A 16,198-nucleotide genomic window follows, 5' to 3' on the forward strand; every position below is an offset into this window, starting at 1 on the left:
ACTGCACAAAGAGACAAACCATGTCGCTAGATCCCAATACCCGCGCCCGCATTGAATCGCTGCTGCAGGAACACCCCGTTCTTCTGTTCATGAAGGGCGAACCGAACGCCCCGCAGTGCGGCTTTTCTGCCAAGGCCGTAGCGGCCCTGCGCGAGGTCGGCACCCCGTTTGGCCATGTGGATGTGCTGTCCGACCCCGAAATCCGCGAGGGCATCAAAGCCTTTGGCGACTGGCCGACGATTCCGCAGCTCTACATTCACGGCGAGCTGGTCGGCGGCAGCGACATCATCGAACAGATGACGAACTCGGGTGAACTGCACGGCGTGCTCGGCTTGCCGGTGCCGGATCGCACCCCGCCGGCCATCACCATCACGCCTGCAGCGGCCAAGATCATCGGCGAATCGCTGCAAAGCGCTGGCGCCAGCTATGCGCTGCAGATTGATGTGGACAGCAACTTCCAGTCGCGCCTGCAGTTGGCACCCGCAGACCCGGCCGCCATCGCCAGCACCTCCGAAGGCATCCGCGCCCAGTTCAGCCTGGCCGCTGCCCAACGCGCCAAGGGCCTGGTGATTGACTGGGTAGATGACGAACGGGGCCGCGGTCTGGTCATCGAGAATCCGAACGCACCGCAGGCGGTGCAGTCGCTGTCGGTCACTGATGCCGCCGCTCAACTCGAAGCCGGCGAAATCACCGTGATTGATGTGCGCCCCGCCGACGAACGTCAGCTGGCCCGCCTGAACCAGCCGTTCCTGACCCTGGATGACGGCCTCGAGCCACTGCTGGCTCTGCCCAAGGACACCCGTCTGGCCTTCCTGTGCCATACCGGACGCCGTTCGCTGCAGGCCGCCGAGCAGTTCCGCGATCAGGGCTTTACGCAAGTGGCCAATATCGAAGGTGGCATCGAAGCCTGGTCGCAACAGGTGGACTCGGACATCCCGCGCTACTGAGTCACGGGCGGTTTGCAGGGCCGCATGCAGGACCTTTGGCATAGTCAACTAGCATTCAGGTTCTGCTAGCGTAGACGGATCCCCTTTTAGGAATCCGAGTCCCGATGACTGCCCGTTTCCCATCGCGTCTGCTACTGGCCTTAGCCACTACGGCGGCTCTGGCCGGCTGCGCCACGACGCCGGCGAAAGACGCCGACTCCGCGCCGAAAACGCCCTTTGACGTGGCTGCCGATCCATATGCGTCCACTTATCAGCGCGTTGCTTCGGCGCCGGTGCTGCTGCGCAATGCCACGGTACTGACCGGTACCGGCACGCGTCTGGACGGTGCGGACGTGCTGATGCGCGACGGCAAGATCGTAGCCGTCGGTCCGCAGCTCGAGGTGCCGGCTGATGCGCAGACCGTGGACGCCTCCGGTCGCTGGGTCACGCCCGGCCTAATCGACGTGCACTCGCATTTGGGTGTGTACGCCTCGCCGGGCATGGAAGCGCATAGCGACGGCAACGAGGCGACCTCGCCGGCCACGGCGCAGGTCTGGGCGGAACACAGCGTGTGGCCGCAGGACCCGGGGTTTGGCGCTGCACTGGCGGGCGGTATCACCGCGCTGCAGATCCTGCCGGGTTCGGCCAATCTGATTGGCGGTCGCGGCGTTACGCTCAAGAACGTCGCCGCCACTACCTATCAGGCCATGAAGTTCCCGGGGGCCCCCTGGGGCCTGAAGATGGCCTGCGGTGAAAACCCCAAGCGGGTCTACGGGCAAAAGGGCGGGCCTTCGACACGGATGGGCAATGTGGCCGGCTACCGCGCTGCCTTTGCCGAAGCCAAGGAGTACCTCCGCAAGCAAACCGGTGATTCGCCGGGTGTGCGCAATCTCAAGAACGACACGCTGGCAGCCGCGATGAACGGCGACATCCGCGTCCATATCCACTGCTACCGTGCCGATGAAATGGCGATCATGATGGATCTGGCCAAGGAATTCGGGTTCAAGATCAGTGCCTTCCACCATGGGGTCGAGGCGTACAAGCTCGCCGACCGTCTGGCGCAGGAAAAGATCTGCGGCGCCTTGTGGGCCGACTGGTGGGGCTTCAAAATGGAATCGTTCGACGGCATCCAGGAAAACATCGCGCTGGTCGATCGCCCGGCCGGTTCGTGCGCCATCGTGCACTCGGACTCCGCCGAAGGCATCCAACGTCTGAATCAGGAAGCCGCCAAGGTCATGGCCCACGCGCGCCGCATCGGCCTGGAGATCCCGCCCGAACGCGCTATCCGCTGGCTGACCATGAACCCGGCCACCTCGATGGGCATAGGCCAGCAAACCGGTTCGCTCGAGCCCGGCAAGATGGCCGACGTGGTGCTGTGGAACGGCAACCCGTTCTCCTCGTATGCCAAGGCCGATCAGGTCTATGTGGATGGTGCCCGCATGTTCGACCGGGCCGATCCACGCCGGCGTCCGCTATCCGACTTCCAGCTGGGCACCGCGCCCACGGACCCGAATCTGCAAGGAGGTGCACGATGAGCCGCCGTCTGTTGCTCACGGCCCTGCTGCTGGCCGGCGTGTTGGGTGTCCCCGCTGCGGCGCAGGACTTGCTGATCCGCAATGCCAAGCTGGTCCTGGGTGGTACCGCCACCGCACGCACTGCCGACATCCTGGTCCGCAACGGCAAGATCGCGGCCATCGGTAATGGCTTCAGCGGTGCCAACGTGATCGATGCGCAGGGCAAGTTCGTCACGCCTGCGCTGTTCGCCGGCATCACGGACATCGGCGTCGAGGAAGTCTCCGGCGAACGCAGCACGGTAGACGCCAGCCTGTCCATGGGGCAACGCAACGTCAACCCGATCATCCGCCCCGAGTTCGATGTCACGCTGGCCTACAACCCCGACTCGGTGCTGATCCCGGTCAACCGTGCCGAAGGCATGGGCTGGTCGCTGCTCTCTGCCGGCGGCGGTGGCGTGTCCTCGATCGTGCTGGGCCAAGGCGGCGTCGTGCGCCTGCACGGCGACGAAGGCGCGATCGGCCCGCGGGCTCTGTTCGTCGAGCTCGGCAGTGCCGGTGCCGGCGAGTCCGGCAACTCGCGCGCGGCGCAATGGATGGTGCTGGACCAGCTGCTCGACGAAGTGCGCGGCCGCATCGCTCCCACCTCGCAGTTCGCGCTGCTGACGCCGGCGGGCCGCGATACCCTTCGCAAGTATTTGAACGGACAGGGCCGCGTGTTTGCTTCGGTGCAGCGCGCCTCGGACATTCGCCAGCTGTTGCGCTGGTCTGCAGCCAACAAGGTCAAGGTCGCCATTGTCGGCGGTGACGAAGCCTGGAAGGTCGCACCGCAACTCGCCGCCGCCAAGGTGCCGGTGTTCGTCAATGCGCTCAACGCCCTACCGTCGAACTTTGATTCGCTGGGTACGCGCCTGGACAATGCGGCGCTGCTGGCCAAGGCCGGCGTGCCGGTGAGCTTCTACTTTGACGACATGCAATCGCACATGGCCTACAAACTGCGTCAGTTGGCCGGCAATGCCGTCGCCAATGGAATGCGCTGGGAAGACGCCTTCGCCGGCCTCACTACCGTGCCTGCAGATGCCATGGGGGTCGCGTCTCGGGTTGGCAATGTGGCTGTCGGTCGCGATGCCGATCTGGTCGTCTGGACCGGTGATCCGCTCGATGTGGCCTCGGTCGCCGAACGCGTGATTATGAGCGGCAAGGACCTGCCCCTACGCTCACGTCAGTCGGAACTGCGCGACCGTTACACCGCACCGCTGCCCGACCCCGCCGCCGGCCAGTTGCCGCGCGCCTACGACTAATCGCACTTCACGCTCTTGCCATGCTGACGCCACAAACCGTTAACTCTTGTGGCGTTAGCATGTCGCAAAGGCCACCGATGGCCATCACGATTTGCAGGAGGCCACATGCCCACACGCTATTTCATTTCCATTCCGGACGGGGCGCTCGCGCGCGGTGACGATGCGGAACTCTCGTTCCGTTCCACCGGTGCCGATGGCCTCGCTGCCGAACTGCAAAATGCGTTGAGCTCGCCGGCCTTGTTTGAACGCTGGCGCGCCAAGCAAGCCGATCCCGACAATGTCGATGCCTCACTCGGTGCGGTTGACCCGTCGGTGACTGTCAGCGGCGAACAGGATTCGCTGCATATTGATCTGGTTGTGACCTCGTCGATTCCGGGCACCGTTCTCAAGCACCGCCTGCGTCTGCTGGCGGGTTCGCATTGGGAACTGCGGGATGTGACCGCCGCCTAATCAGCGGTAGCGGTACTCTTCGAACACGCGGTCGATATTGCCGCCCCACTCGCCGTGGAATCGCTGCAGTTTGCGATCGGCAGGCGTGATGCCGGCTTCGGCAAATTCGATCAGCGGTTCCAGATAAATGGATTCATCGAGCCCGTTCGCGTCCGTGCGTGCGCGGGCTCGTAAGCCGTTGTTGGCAATTGCCAGCACCTGACGGGCGATGTCGAGCACCGTGCCGTTGCGGAACGGCAAGCTCAAGCCATGCTTGGGCACGCCATCGCGCAAGGCGTGCAGCTCCTCAATCGACCAGTCTTTGACCAGATCCCAGGCGGCGTCGAGCGCGGTGGTGTCGTAGAGCAAGCCGACGAACAGGGCCGGCAAGGCGGTAATGCGATTCCACGGGCCACTGTCGGCGCCACGCATTTCCAGATACCTCTTTAGGCGTACCTCGGGGAAGGCCGTGGTGCTGTGATCGGCCCAATCCTTGATGCTTGGGCGCTGGCCCATGTAGGCGGGCAGACGGCCATCGAGAAAATCACGAAAGGACTGACCGCTGGCATCAATGTACCGTCCGTCGCGGTAGACAAAGTACATCGGCACGTCGAGCAGATAATCGACGTAACGCTCGTAGCCGAAGCCTTCGTCGAAGACAAAATCCAGCAGGCCGGTGCGGTCCGGATCGGTATCGGTCCAGATGTGCGAGCGGTAGCTGCGGAAGCCGTTGGGCTGGCCCTCGGTAAAGGGCGAGTCGGCAAACATGGCGGTGGCGACGGATTGCAGGGCCAGGCTCACGCGGAACTTGCGGATCATATCGGCCTCGGAGCCGACGTCGAGATTGACTTGCACTGTGCAGGTGCGGGTCATCATGTCCAGGCCGAGCGAGCCGACCTTTGGCATGTACTCGCGCATGATCTTGTAGCGCCCCTTAGGCATCCACGGCATGTCTTCGCGCTTCCACTTGGGCTGGAAACCCATACCGAGGAAACCGATACCCATGGGCTCGGCCACGGTACGCACTTCCTGCAGATGCTGCGCCACTTCGCAATGCGTGTCATGCAGGTCCTTAAGCGGGGCGCCCGACAGTTCGAGCTGACCCGCGGGTTCAAGGGAGACCGACGCGCCATCGCGGCTGAGTGCAATCAGATGACCGTTTTCGGTGACCGGCTCCCAGCCGAACTGCGTAAGTCCTTGCAGAATGGCCTCGATGCCGGTGCCGTCGGCCTCGCGGTACGCCGGCGGGCGCAGTGTATCCAGGTGGAATCCGAACTTTTCGTGCTCAGTGCCGATGGCCCACTGCGCAGGTTCGCGCACGCCACTGGCCAGATAATCAATCAGCTGCTGACGCGTTTCGATGGGTTGCGCAGATTCGGAATTCGGACCGGACACGGGATACTCGCTATCAATTGGCGACATTGCGCCTACAATAAAAATAACTGCAAGACCGACCGTTCCGTTGAGACCAACCGTTCCCGCACTCGCCATTGTATCCCGCCGCCTGCCGCTGCTCCTGTCCGGCGTCGGCCTGGCCTTGAGCCTATGGAGTTCGGGTCTGCACGCCGCCACTTTACAGCGCGGCAACGGGCCCGAGCCTGCCACTCTCGATGCGCACAAATGCCAGGAAGTCGCTTGCGGCAACATCCTGCGTGATCTCTATGAGGGTTTGGTCACCGAGTCGGCCAGCGGTCAGTTGATTCCGGGCACCGCGCAGTCGTGGACCGTCTCCGCCGATGGCCTGCGCTGGACTTTTCATCTGCGGCCGAACTTGCGCTGGTCCAACGGCAAGCCGCTCGATGCGCCGCAGATCGTCGCCGGTTTCCGCCGTGCGTTTACGCCCGAGACCGCTGCGCCGTTTGCCGAACTGTTCGATGCAGTTCACAACGCAGCCCTAGTCACCGCGGGTCGTTTGCCGGTCACCGCGTTGGGCATTACCTCCCCCGATGCGCGCACTGTGCAATTTCAGCTGGACCGCAGCGCCAACTTGCCGGCCCTGCTCATCCTTCCCATTGCGATGCCCGTGTATTTGCCGGCCGTGCAGGCGCATGGTGCGCGGTTTACGCAACCGGGCAACCTGGTGAGCAACGGCGCCTATGCGCTCGAGGCATGGACGCCGCAGGCCAACCTGACGCTGGTGCGTAACGCGCAGTTCCATGACGCCGCGAAGGTACGCATGGAACGGGTGCGCTTTCACGTGACCGAAGATGCGGCGGCCGAGCTGCAACGCTTTGCCGCCGGTGATTTGCATCTGACCGAAGTGGTGCCACCGCAGCCCTTGCCGGCTTTGCGAAAGCGCTTCGGTTCGCAGCTGCGTATCTCGCCGTACATCGGTTCGTTTTATCTGGGCCTGAATCTGACGCAGGCACCGTTCAAGGGCAATCCGCGCCTGCGGCAGGCCTTGTCGATGGCCGTCGATCGCGATCTGCTCACCCGTTACGTGGCCGGCCTCGGCGAGCAGCCGGCCTTCGGTATCGTGCCACCGGGCATTAGCGGATACACACCGGCTGTTGCGTGGTGGTCGGTAGGAACGACACAGGCACAACGTGCGGCCCGGGCGCGCAAGCTGTATCGCGAAGCCGGTTATTCCGCCGAACGACCGTTGGAAATCGAACTGCGTTACAACACTTCGACACCGCATCGGCGATTGGCCTTGGCGGTAGCGGCCATGTGGCGCGACACCCTGGGCGTGCGGGCGCATCTTCGCAACGAAGAATGGAAAGTCTTCGTCAATAACCGCAAACAGCGGGTGATAACGCAGGTGTTTCGCGGCGGCTGGATTGCAGATGTCCCGGACCCGCGTAATTTTCTGGTGGGCTACGGTCAGTTCGACAATGCGCTGAACTGGTCGGGCCTGAACGATCCGGCATTCACCGAGCGCCTGGCCCGCAGTGATCGCGCCCGCAATGAAAAGGCACGGTTGCTGTGGTTGCGCGCAGCCGAGACCCGTCTGCTGAATCAGGATGCCGTGATCCCGCTGTACTACTACACATCCAAGCATCTGGTGGCATCGGCGGTGCGCGGCTTCGAGGCCAATGCCTTAGATCACCATGCCAGTCGCTGGTTGGACCTGCAGCCATGAAGCGTTTGCTCAGCACTCTTCTCGAAGCGCTGATCACCCTGTGGTTGTTGGCGACCTTGTGTTTCTTCCTGCTGCGTGCGGCGCCCGGTGGTCCCTTCGACACGGAGAAGGCGGCACCACCCGAAGTGCAGGCCATGCTCGAGAGGCAATACCGTCTCGACTTGTCCTTGCCGGAGCAGTACCTGGCCTGGCTACGCGATGTGGCACACGGTGATCTAGGCCCCTCGTTCCAGTATCCCGACTACAGCGTCAATCAGCTGGTGGCGCAGGCGCTGCCGGTTTCCATGTTGAACGGTGGCCTGGCCCTGCTACTGGCGCTGGGCATTGGCATTCCGCTGGGCATCTTTGCCGGCCGTCGCGCCGGTGGATGGACCGACCGTCTGCTGATGTTTGTGGCCGGCCTGGGCATCTCCATTCCCAAGTTCGTGGTGGCACCACTGCTGGTGCTGCTGTTTGCCGTGATCCTCAAGTGGTTGCCGGCCGGCGGTTGGGGCGAATGGCGTCATATCGTGCTGCCCGTGATTGCGTTGGCCTTGCCCAACATTGCGTACTGCGCACGCATCATGCGCGCCTCGATGGCCGAGACGATGTCGGCCGAGTATCTGCAGGCCGCACGTTCGCGCGGCTACTCGGAGTGGCGCTTGCTCACGCAGCACGCATTGCGGCCGGCCCTGTTGCCGGTGGTGGCCTGGCTGTCGCCCGCGCTGATCAACGTGGTGACCGGTTCGGCCGTAGTCGAACAGGTATTCGGCATCCCCGGAATGGGACGGTATTTCGTGCAGGGCGCATTGAACCGCGATTACACGCTGGTGTTGGGCGTGGTGCTGACGGTTGGCGCTCTGATCGTGCTGATCAACGTCGTGGTGGATGCCCTGCGGGCGCAGATGGACCCGCGCCTGCGACGCGGGTAACTGCCATCCGCCTTACTGATTGTTGGCCGTGGTCGCGGGTGTAGTGCCCTGGTGACCCTTGTTGCGCGTGGAGCGCAGTAGCTCGGCACGCAGCACCGGATTGTTGACGCGACCGTCCTTGAGCCACACATCCACCCCGTTCGCAGCGACCGGTAGGCTCGCCGTTCGGCCCGCGCGCAAGGTAATCGTCTTGCCCGAGATCAGTGAGCGATAGCGCCCGCCTTCGACACGGGAACCCGGTATGCGCACGTTGCCGGACTGCTTGCCCTTATTGAGCGCTACCAGGGCCACCTGACGCGGATAACCCTTGGCCTCTAGGACACGATAGAAACCGGCGGTATCGCCCTTGAACGTGACGTTGAGCTGCAGACCGCGTTGCAGGGCCGGAGTGGCCTTGCGGACCAGTGCGATGCGGCGCAGATTGCTGTAGATCGGCGATTGCCTGGCTTTGGCGATATTGGCCGTGCCATAGTAATTGCGGTTGCCCTCGTGCTCGGCTTTACCGCGTTCAAATCCCATCTCCGAGCCGTAATAGATCACCGGCGTACCGCGCGCCGTGAACAGCCAGTTGTTGGCATTGATGAATCCGGTATCTGTCGCGTTCATGCGCGGCATGTCGTGATTGTCGTAGAACGTCATCAGGTCATACGGGTTGGCGTACGGGCCATCCTGCAGATACAAGGCCGGCAGCAGATGTTCAAAGCCCGCGCCCTTGCCGGCAAAGGTCTCATCCATGGCTTTTTTCAGCGGGAAATCGAGCAGGCTGTAGTTGCCGTTGGCATCCCATGTGTAGGGAGCAATGTTGGCTGCATCGTAATCAAACGCCTCGCCGAACATAAAGAAGCCCGGATGCTCGGCACGAATGCGATCTGCAAAGGTCTTCCAGAACGACGATGGCATGTGCCGAATCGTATCCACGCGGAAGGCCGCCGCACCCTGATCAATCCATTGCAGATAGGCACCGACCAGATAATCAACGACGGCCGGGTTGGTCTCATCCAAATTGCTCAGCTGCACCAGATCGGGTGTGTTGTGATAAAACGCGTGCAGCGGATTGCCCTTGGGATCGAGCTTGGCGGGCTCCAGATTCTGCGTATTGGCCACAAGACGACCGTCTTTGTCGTACAGCTTGCCGAACTGATCCCGATCACTCGGTGCAGAGAACGAAGGCGATCCGTGATTGCCGACAATATCGAGCACGGTCAACAGGCCCTTGTTTTTCAGGCCTTGCGTCAGCCCCTTAAAATCCAGGCCTTTGCTCGGCCAATGCTCATCGAGCCTGTAGAAGTTGACGCCCCAGTACCCATGGAAGCCGGTCTTGCCGCCATCTTGCATGAATCCTTTCCATTGCACCGGGCTGCTGCCGGTAAAGGCCTCGTTCGGATTGTCGACAATGGGAGTGAGCCACACGGCACCAAAGCCCATGCCGCGAATGTAATCCGCCTGATCCAGCAAGCCCTTAAAGTCGCCGCCCATGTAGCCGATGTTGGCGCTCTGCCCTTTCGGCGCACCGGCAATCGGACGGTCAAAGGTATGCAGTTCCTTGCCGCCCTGATCGCGTTGATCATTGGACTTGTCGCCGTTGACGAAGCGATCCGTCATGACGAAATAAACCGCATTGCCTGCGATGGGCTCACGGGTGCCAATCCACTCGGCAGCGGTGAGCGGCCCCGCAGCGGCCAGTAGCGCCAGACTCAGCACGGTACGAACAGGCTTCATGCGTAGCTCTCCGATTGTGCGGCGCGAACCCGCAAGGCCAACAGACCGGCAATGATCATGCACGCACCACCGATATACAGCGCATTGGCTGCAAAATTACCCAGGTAGTGCTTGAGCACAAAACCAAGAATGCTGGCGGCCACCAACTGCGGGATCACGATAAAGAAATTGAAGATGCCCATGTAGGTGCCCATCTTGCCCGCCGGCACGCTGTCCGACAGCAAGGTGTACGGCAAGGACACAATCGAAGCCCAGGCCACACCCACGCCCACCATCGAGATCAGCAGCAGTTTGGGATCGCCGATCAGCGGGATCGAGATCAGGCCCAGTCCGCCCAGTAACAGATTGAGCATGTGAGCTCGGCGCACACCCAGTGCATTGACCAGCTTCGGAATGCCGATCGCCCACAGCGCCGCGAACAGATTGTATGCAGCGAACAGCACGCCGACCCAGTTGGCGCCTTCGTTATAGGCTACGCTGGTCGTATCGCTGCTGCCGTAATGCACGGCGGTTACGGTTTGCGTGGTGTAGATCCACATGGCAAACAAGGCAAACCACGAGAAAAACTGGACCCAGGCCAGACGCTTCATCACGGCCGGCATGCCTTGGATATCGGCAATGATGACGTTGAGCATGGAGCCGGAGCGAACCGAGGTGGCGAGCAGAGAGAGCAAGCCGTAGCCGGCAATGCCGCCGCCCAGAATCAGCAGTTCGCGTTCGAGTCCGAGGCCGGCCACGATGGCCATCGCCAGGATACCAACGATCAGCGCGATGCTACCGTGGCGACGTGCTTTGGACTGATCCAGGCTCGAGTGCACGACTTGGCGATGCGCATCGTGAGCGGCCAGCACTTCGGGCGGGTATTCCTTGCTGCGCAATACCGTCCACAACACCGCACCCAGCAACACCACACCGCCGCAGTAGAACGAGTATTTGACGGTATCGGGGATCACGCCTTGCGCTGCGGTATTGGCCACACCAAAGCGTTCAAACACATACGGCAACGCGCTGGCGATGACCGAGCCCGCACCGATAAAGAAGCTCTGCATGGCAAAGCCGCTGGAGCGCTGGTTGGTCGGCAACTGGTCACCGACAAACGCGCGAAACGGTTCCATGGCGATGTTGATCGAGGCATCCAGCACCCACAGCATGCCGGCAGCAATCCATAGTGCCGGTACGTGCGGGAAGAACACCAAGGCCAGAGACGCCAGAATGGCGCCAATCGTAAAGTAAGGACGACGACGTCCGAAGCGACCCCACGTCCGATCTGACAGATAGCCGATGATCGGTTGCACCAGCAAGCCGGTCAGCGGCGCGGCCATCCACAGCGCCGGAATGTCATCGGTCTTGGCACCAAGGGTCTCAAAGATGCGGCTCACGTTGGAGTTTTGCAGCGCAAACCCGAATTGAATGCCGAGGAATCCGAAACTCATGTTCCATATCTGCCAGAAGGACAGACGCGGCTTGTCGTTTGCTGCGGTGGCGCTTGCGTTCATGCGTTGAGCTCTGAAGATTACGGTGTGTGGACGATGGTGGCGGAGGGAACGGGCGAAATCAACAGCGGGCCCAGTGTGGCGTCATTGAGCGGGTACTCGCCGCCTTTGCCGCCGGTGTAGGCGCGATTGAGTTCCAGATCACTCATATTTGTGCCCGCCGCCCATTCAATATGGCAGGTAGCGGCTTCTTTGACGGTGACGATGGCAGCCGTCGAATCCTGCTCGCGTACGCTATGCGGCAAGGTCATGGAAACAGCTTGCGTGGGTTGCGCCGCACATTGCCACAGTAAGGTGCGGACATTGGCGGTGATACCGGTGTTGATCGGGCCGTTACTGTTCTCGTAACGCTGCACTAAGCGATACGAACCGGCCGGCAACTTGGCCCCTTGCGTAAAGACGTGCGTGGGTCCGCATTGCGGCTGCGACGGCAGGGACTCAATACCGCGCTCCACTCGCGTCGCGCTCCAGCATTGCAGTTGCGTGCTCGATCGCATCGGAGCTGTGACACGACGGCCATTGAGATAGACGCGGTATTGCGCATTGTCGAGCCATTGCTGCGCAGCGCCCTGCGGAGTCGCGGGTGCCATGGCGGCCCCATTGCGATGCAGACGCATGGACGGCGCGGCAATACTGCGCAGCTGCACGATGGTGCGGTTGCCTTGGCGACGTTGCGATGCCTTCACCCACAAATTGCCGGAAGCGGTATTTTTGGGGCGGCGCAGCTCCAGCACCCGCTCGCCGCCCGTCAACGTGATCGAGCGGCGTTGGCCGAATACGCGTTGCGCCAAATCAATTGGCAGTTTGGGCTCGATGCGACCATCGAGACGGAGGCCGAAAATGCCTTCGCGCAGGGTCATGAGCATGGCGCCCACGGACCACAGCTGCCGCGGTGAATTCACCACCGGACCACTGAGTGCGCCATCGTCCACATGCTTGGCACGCGTGACCAGCTCATAGTTCTCCATGTTGGAACCGTTCTGAGCGGCACCATCGAGAATGCTGTTGATCTCAAAGCGGATGCGCTCGACATCCTGCGTTTGTCGTGCGGCACGCAGGGCATACGCACTCACGAACGGCCACATCGCGCGGTTGTGATAAATCGGCACGTTCGGTTGCTGCGGCCACACCACCGGCGAACCCAGCGCGGCCACGGGATACCGATTCAGGGCCCACAGGGCCTGCTTTTCGGTCAGGATGCCGGCATCAATCGCCAAAGAGATGCCGAGCAGATCCATCGAGGCCAGGCGCATCGGGTTATAGGCCGGACCGACCACGCTGTGCAGCACCCTGCTGCCCGGTTCCCAGAACACCTGCACGATGCGTTGCTTGAGGCGCGCCGCACGCCGTTGCCAGTCCTGCCGTTCGGCACCGGTCTTTAGTGCCGCCAACTGCCGCAGCGCCTGGTAGTGCAGCACATTGGTAGACAGCGCAAAGGACTCGCCAAGGAAGGTCACATCATCGCGCGTCCATTGCGGATAGGTTTGCTCACGCCAATCGAGAAAGGACGTTTCGCCGCGGTACAAGCCCATGCGCTCATCGAAGGCCGTCTCACGATCCAGCTGCAGCGTCTGCTCCAGCGCCGTGCGATAACGCGCATCGAATCCCGGATCCTGCCCCAGCACATGGCGCGCGGCCAGGAACCAGACCACCCGATCGGTGCTGATGGGCCAACTGCCACCGGAGCCGGTGTCCTGCGCAACGATCAGACCGCCGCGATGCGGACCGCTGCGGATCTCCGACAATTTGAAGGCCAGGCTATTGCGGACTCGCTGCGGATCGGTGGCAGCCAATGCCAAGTCGGCGGCAAAGGACAGATCGCGGGTCCACACGAAATTCCACTTCTCGCCCGTCTCAAAACATTCGCAGGGGATCGGCTTGTTGCCGTTGTACGCCCAGTCCCGAATCGCGGTAACCCGATTGGCGTCGCGCTCGCGCAGTGCCATCTGATACATGGCATCGAGGCGTGGATCCGCACTGTCAATGCGTTCTGCCGCACGCACACCCGAGGGCATTAGCGTTGCGATGAATACGGCAACTGTCAGCAATAAGCGCAAGCGATCGTCCTAAAATCCGGCTGTGAGTCATCTTAGTGTGGCTTGCGCGCTGCAACATCGCTACATTCGTATTCAACTCACAGCGCAGGTACTCTGGGCCGAATCCCCTAGTCTACGGTTTCGACTCGCCATGCGCCACCCAGTAGCCGCTTCCGCATTTGTTGCCACGTTCCTGCTGCTAGGTCAGGCAGCGCCAGCTCACGCCGAGACGATCTCGCCGTTCAACGTTGCCGACTGCAGCGTCACCGACAATGCGCGTGTACTGCGCCCGGATCCGAACGCCAAACTCGACGCCCGCGCGTATTGGCTGAATGGCGACACCGTCCGTTGGCCGGGACTGGCTTCGGGTAGCACCGTCCGTCTGATCGTCGACGGCAAGGCCATCGAACTGAGCCCGCGCGATCCCGTCTCGCCTGCGGCGTTTCAGTTCACCGGCAATGGCCCGGAGTTCAAGGCAAGCGGACCCGTGCGCGACTGGTTACGCGGCGATGTCCTAGTCGAGGCAGTGGATGCTCAGGGTCGCGCGACCGATCGCACGCGCCTGCAACACCCGGGTGCGCTCGATGCCCTGTATGCCGATGCCGTCACCCTCGACACGCTCGGCGTCCGCTGGACCGCTCAGGCCTCACAGTTTCAGGTGTGGGCACCCACTGCGCAGCAATTGGGCGTGTGCGTCTACAACGGAACCGCAGCAAGTCTGCATCCGATGACGCGCGATGCGCAGACCGGCGCGTGGAGTGCGCAGGTCAAGGGCGATTTGTGGGGCCAACATTACCGCTATCTGGTGGATGTATTCACTCCCGGACATGGTCTGGTGCGGTCGGTGGTCACGGACCCCTACTCGATCAGCCTGGATACCGATTCGCAGCACAGCTGGATCGGTGATCCCAGCGATGCCCGCCTGAAACCAAAGAACTGGGACACGCATCCGGCACCGCGCACGGTCGCGCAAAACACCGACATGACCATTTACGAATTGCACGTCCGTGATTTCTCGCGTGACGATGCGACCGTACCGCAACGCGATCGCGGCAAGCTCACTGCCTTCACGAGGGCAGATAGCGCCGGCATGCGTCACCTGCGCGCGCTCGCCAAAGCCGGCCTGACCGATGTGCACCTGTTGCCGATTTTTGACTTTGCGACCTTGCCCGAACGCGATTGCGTACAACCCCGCATCCCTGCAAGCGCTGCGGACAGCGAGGCGCAGCAAGCGGCAATCCGCGATATCCGTGATCGCGACTGCTACAACTGGGGCTACGAGCCCTTCCATTTCAACGCGGTCGAGGGCAGCTACTCCACCAACCCAAACGATGGTGCCGTGCGGATCCGCGAACTGCGCCAAGCGGTAATGGCCCTGCATGGACTGGGGCTGCGCGTCGGTATGGACGTGGTCTATAACCACACCAACGCCGCCGGTCTGGATCCGCGTTCCGTGCTCGACCGTCTGGTGCCCGGCTACTATCACCGCCTGAATACCAAGGGCCAGATCGAACGTTCGACCTGCTGCGAGAACACGGCAACCGAACATCGCATGATGGGCAAGCTGCTGATTGATTCCGTGGCGTACTGGACGCGCGTCTATCGTATCGACAGTTTCCGTTTTGATCTGATGGCACACCAACCGCGTGATGTTATGGAACAGGCCTTAACCGCAGCACAAGTTGCCAATCGCGGAGTGCCGGTGCAATTCCTTGGCGAAGGCTGGAACTTTGGTGAGATCGCTAATGGCCAGCGGTTCGTGCAGGCCTCTCAACTGAGTCTCAACGGCAGCGGCATCGGCACCTTCAGTGACCGTGCACGTGACGCGGTGCGTGGTGGCAGCGCCGGCGATAGCGGCGCCGACCTGGTCAGCAATCCCGGCTTTATCCATCGGCGTTTAACGGCCAAGGATGCCATTGCATGGGATTACGCGGACTGGGTTCGCATCGGCATGGCCGGCAGTTTGCGAGGTTTTGACTTGGCCGATCGCAAGGGCGCGGTCAAACCGGCGCAGGACTTCAGCTACAAGGGCGCGCCGGCAGCTTACGTAAGCCAGCCGCAGGAAGTCGTGAACTACGTAGAAAACCACGACAATCAGACGCTGTTTGATCTCAACGCCATTCGCATGCCTGCAGAGGCTACCGCACAGCAGCGCGTGCAGGCGCAGTGGCTGGCCATCGCCATCAATGCAGTGAGCCAGGGTATCGCGTATTACCACGCCGGCATCGATGTCCTGCGTTCCAAGAGTCTGGATCGCAACAGTTACAATTCGGGCGACTGGTTCAATCGCATCGACTGGTCCGGTCGCACCAACTACTTTGGCACCGGCCTGCCGCCCGAGTGGGACAATCAGGCCAGTTGGCCGCAAATGCGCGCGGCGCTCAACAATCCGAACAACCGCGTGACGGCAGCGCAGATCGCGCAGACGCAGCGCTTCTTCCGCGACTGGTTGGCGATCCGCCACAGTTCCACGCTGTTTCGCATGCAATCGACCGAAGACATTCGCCGGCGCCTGAGCTTCCCTACCGATTGGATTCAACGTGATCCGCGCATCATCGTGGCGCAATACGATGGCCGGGGCCTGCAAGGTGCGCGCTTTGCCAATGCGATGGTCATCATCAACGCCGCCACGCAAGCGCAGACGATTGCGCTAACGGGCACGGGCTGGAAGCTGCACCCGGTGCTTGCAGCCAGGACGGCGGCCGACCCGCGCCTTCGTCAGGTGCGCATTCGCAATGGTGCGGTCACGGTGCCGGCCTACATGCCGGTCGTACTGGTTCGCGACTAAAT

The 16,198-nt window shown here is 62.1% G+C and carries 11 protein-coding genes; 7 read left to right on the forward strand and 4 right to left on the reverse strand.

Translation table 11 applies throughout. From position 1 onward, the window contains the following. Window positions 1-20: 20 nt before the first annotated feature. From grxD to V3390_RS01515, 4 genes are all read left to right on the forward strand, one after another. Complete coding sequence (gene grxD, locus V3390_RS01500; protein ID WP_331703061.1) at window positions 21-947, forward strand: Grx4 family monothiol glutaredoxin; 927 nt, start codon at window positions 21-23, stop codon at window positions 945-947. A 104-nt stretch (window positions 948-1,051) separates the two neighbouring features. After that, on the forward strand, window positions 1,052-2,461 hold the full coding sequence (locus tag V3390_RS01505) for an amidohydrolase (RefSeq protein WP_425492973.1): 1,410 nt from the start codon (window positions 1,052-1,054) through the stop codon (window positions 2,459-2,461). Next, a complete protein-coding gene (locus V3390_RS01510) occupies window positions 2,458-3,738 on the forward strand; it encodes an amidohydrolase family protein (protein ID WP_331703062.1) in 1,281 nt (426 codons plus the stop codon). The genes V3390_RS01505 and V3390_RS01510 overlap by 4 nt, the downstream gene beginning before the upstream one ends. A 105-nt stretch (window positions 3,739-3,843) precedes the next feature. Further along, entirely contained in the window at window positions 3,844-4,188 is a 345-nt protein-coding gene (locus V3390_RS01515; RefSeq protein WP_331689732.1) for a hypothetical protein, read from the forward strand. On the opposite strand, the gene V3390_RS01520 is transcribed toward V3390_RS01515, so the two are convergent. Continuing rightward, a complete protein-coding gene (locus V3390_RS01520) occupies window positions 4,189-5,562 on the reverse strand; it encodes a glutamate--cysteine ligase (RefSeq protein ID WP_331703623.1) in 1,374 nt (457 codons plus the stop codon). 67 nt (window positions 5,563-5,629) lie between these two features. On the opposite strand from V3390_RS01520, the gene V3390_RS01525 reads away from it, so the two are divergent. Together V3390_RS01525 and V3390_RS01530 are read left to right on the forward strand one after the other, a co-directional pair. After that, window positions 5,630-7,249, forward strand: coding sequence for a peptide ABC transporter substrate-binding protein (locus V3390_RS01525; RefSeq protein ID WP_331703063.1), 1,620 nt, complete (start codon window positions 5,630-5,632; stop codon window positions 7,247-7,249). Next, window positions 7,246-8,160, forward strand: a complete 915-nt coding sequence (locus V3390_RS01530; RefSeq protein ID WP_331703064.1) for an ABC transporter permease subunit — start codon at window positions 7,246-7,248, stop codon at window positions 8,158-8,160. The genes V3390_RS01525 and V3390_RS01530 overlap by 4 nt, the downstream gene beginning before the upstream one ends. Before the next feature lie 12 nt (window positions 8,161-8,172). Here V3390_RS01530 and V3390_RS01535 read toward each other — a convergent pair whose 3' ends face one another. The 3 genes from V3390_RS01535 to V3390_RS01545 are packed head-to-tail and all read right to left on the reverse strand — an operon-like array spanning window position 8,173 to window position 13,429. Next, on the reverse strand, window positions 8,173-9,879 hold the full coding sequence (locus V3390_RS01535; protein ID WP_331703065.1) for an alpha-amylase family glycosyl hydrolase: 1,707 nt from the start codon (window positions 9,877-9,879) through the stop codon (window positions 8,173-8,175). Further along, entirely contained in the window at window positions 9,876-11,375 is a 1,500-nt protein-coding gene (locus V3390_RS01540) for an MFS transporter (protein WP_331703066.1), read from the reverse strand. Before V3390_RS01540 ends, V3390_RS01535 begins: the two co-directional genes overlap by 4 nt. Window positions 11,376-11,392: 17 nt before the next feature. Then, window positions 11,393-13,429, reverse strand: coding sequence for a glucosidase family protein (locus V3390_RS01545; RefSeq protein WP_331703068.1), 2,037 nt, complete (start codon window positions 13,427-13,429; stop codon window positions 11,393-11,395). A gap of 130 nt (window positions 13,430-13,559) precedes the next feature. Between V3390_RS01545 and pulA the strand changes: the two genes are divergently transcribed. Continuing rightward, window positions 13,560-16,196 (forward strand): pullulanase-type alpha-1,6-glucosidase, encoded by a 2,637-nt coding sequence (gene pulA, locus V3390_RS01550; protein ID WP_331703069.1) that lies wholly within the window; start codon window positions 13,560-13,562, stop codon window positions 16,194-16,196. The last annotated feature ends 2 nt before the right edge of the window (window positions 16,197-16,198 follow it).

It is taken from the genome of Aquilutibacter rugosus (assembly GCF_036541335.1).
Classification (GTDB): domain Bacteria; phylum Pseudomonadota; class Gammaproteobacteria; order Xanthomonadales; family Xanthomonadaceae; genus Aquilutibacter; species Aquilutibacter rugosus.

Excerpts from the sequence above, each read along its gene's own strand:
- grxD (WP_331703061.1), top strand. The coding sequence starts at position 21 with ATGTCGCTAGATCCCAATACCCGCGCCCGCATTGAATCGCTGCTGCAG.
- V3390_RS01505 (WP_425492973.1), top strand. The coding sequence starts at position 1,052 with ATGACTGCCCGTTTCCCATCGCGTCTGCTACTGGCCTTAGCCACTACG.
- V3390_RS01510 (WP_331703062.1), top strand. The coding sequence starts at position 2,458 with ATGAGCCGCCGTCTGTTGCTCACGGCCCTGCTGCTGGCCGGCGTGTTG.
- V3390_RS01515 (WP_331689732.1), top strand. The coding sequence starts at position 3,844 with ATGCCCACACGCTATTTCATTTCCATTCCGGACGGGGCGCTCGCGCGC.
- V3390_RS01530 (WP_331703064.1), top strand. The coding sequence starts at position 7,246 with ATGAAGCGTTTGCTCAGCACTCTTCTCGAAGCGCTGATCACCCTGTGG.
- V3390_RS01535 (WP_331703065.1), bottom strand. The coding sequence starts at position 9,879 with ATGAAGCCTGTTCGTACCGTGCTGAGTCTGGCGCTACTGGCCGCTGCG.
- V3390_RS01540 (WP_331703066.1), bottom strand. The coding sequence starts at position 11,375 with ATGAACGCAAGCGCCACCGCAGCAAACGACAAGCCGCGTCTGTCCTTC.
- pulA (WP_331703069.1), top strand. The coding sequence starts at position 13,560 with ATGCGCCACCCAGTAGCCGCTTCCGCATTTGTTGCCACGTTCCTGCTG.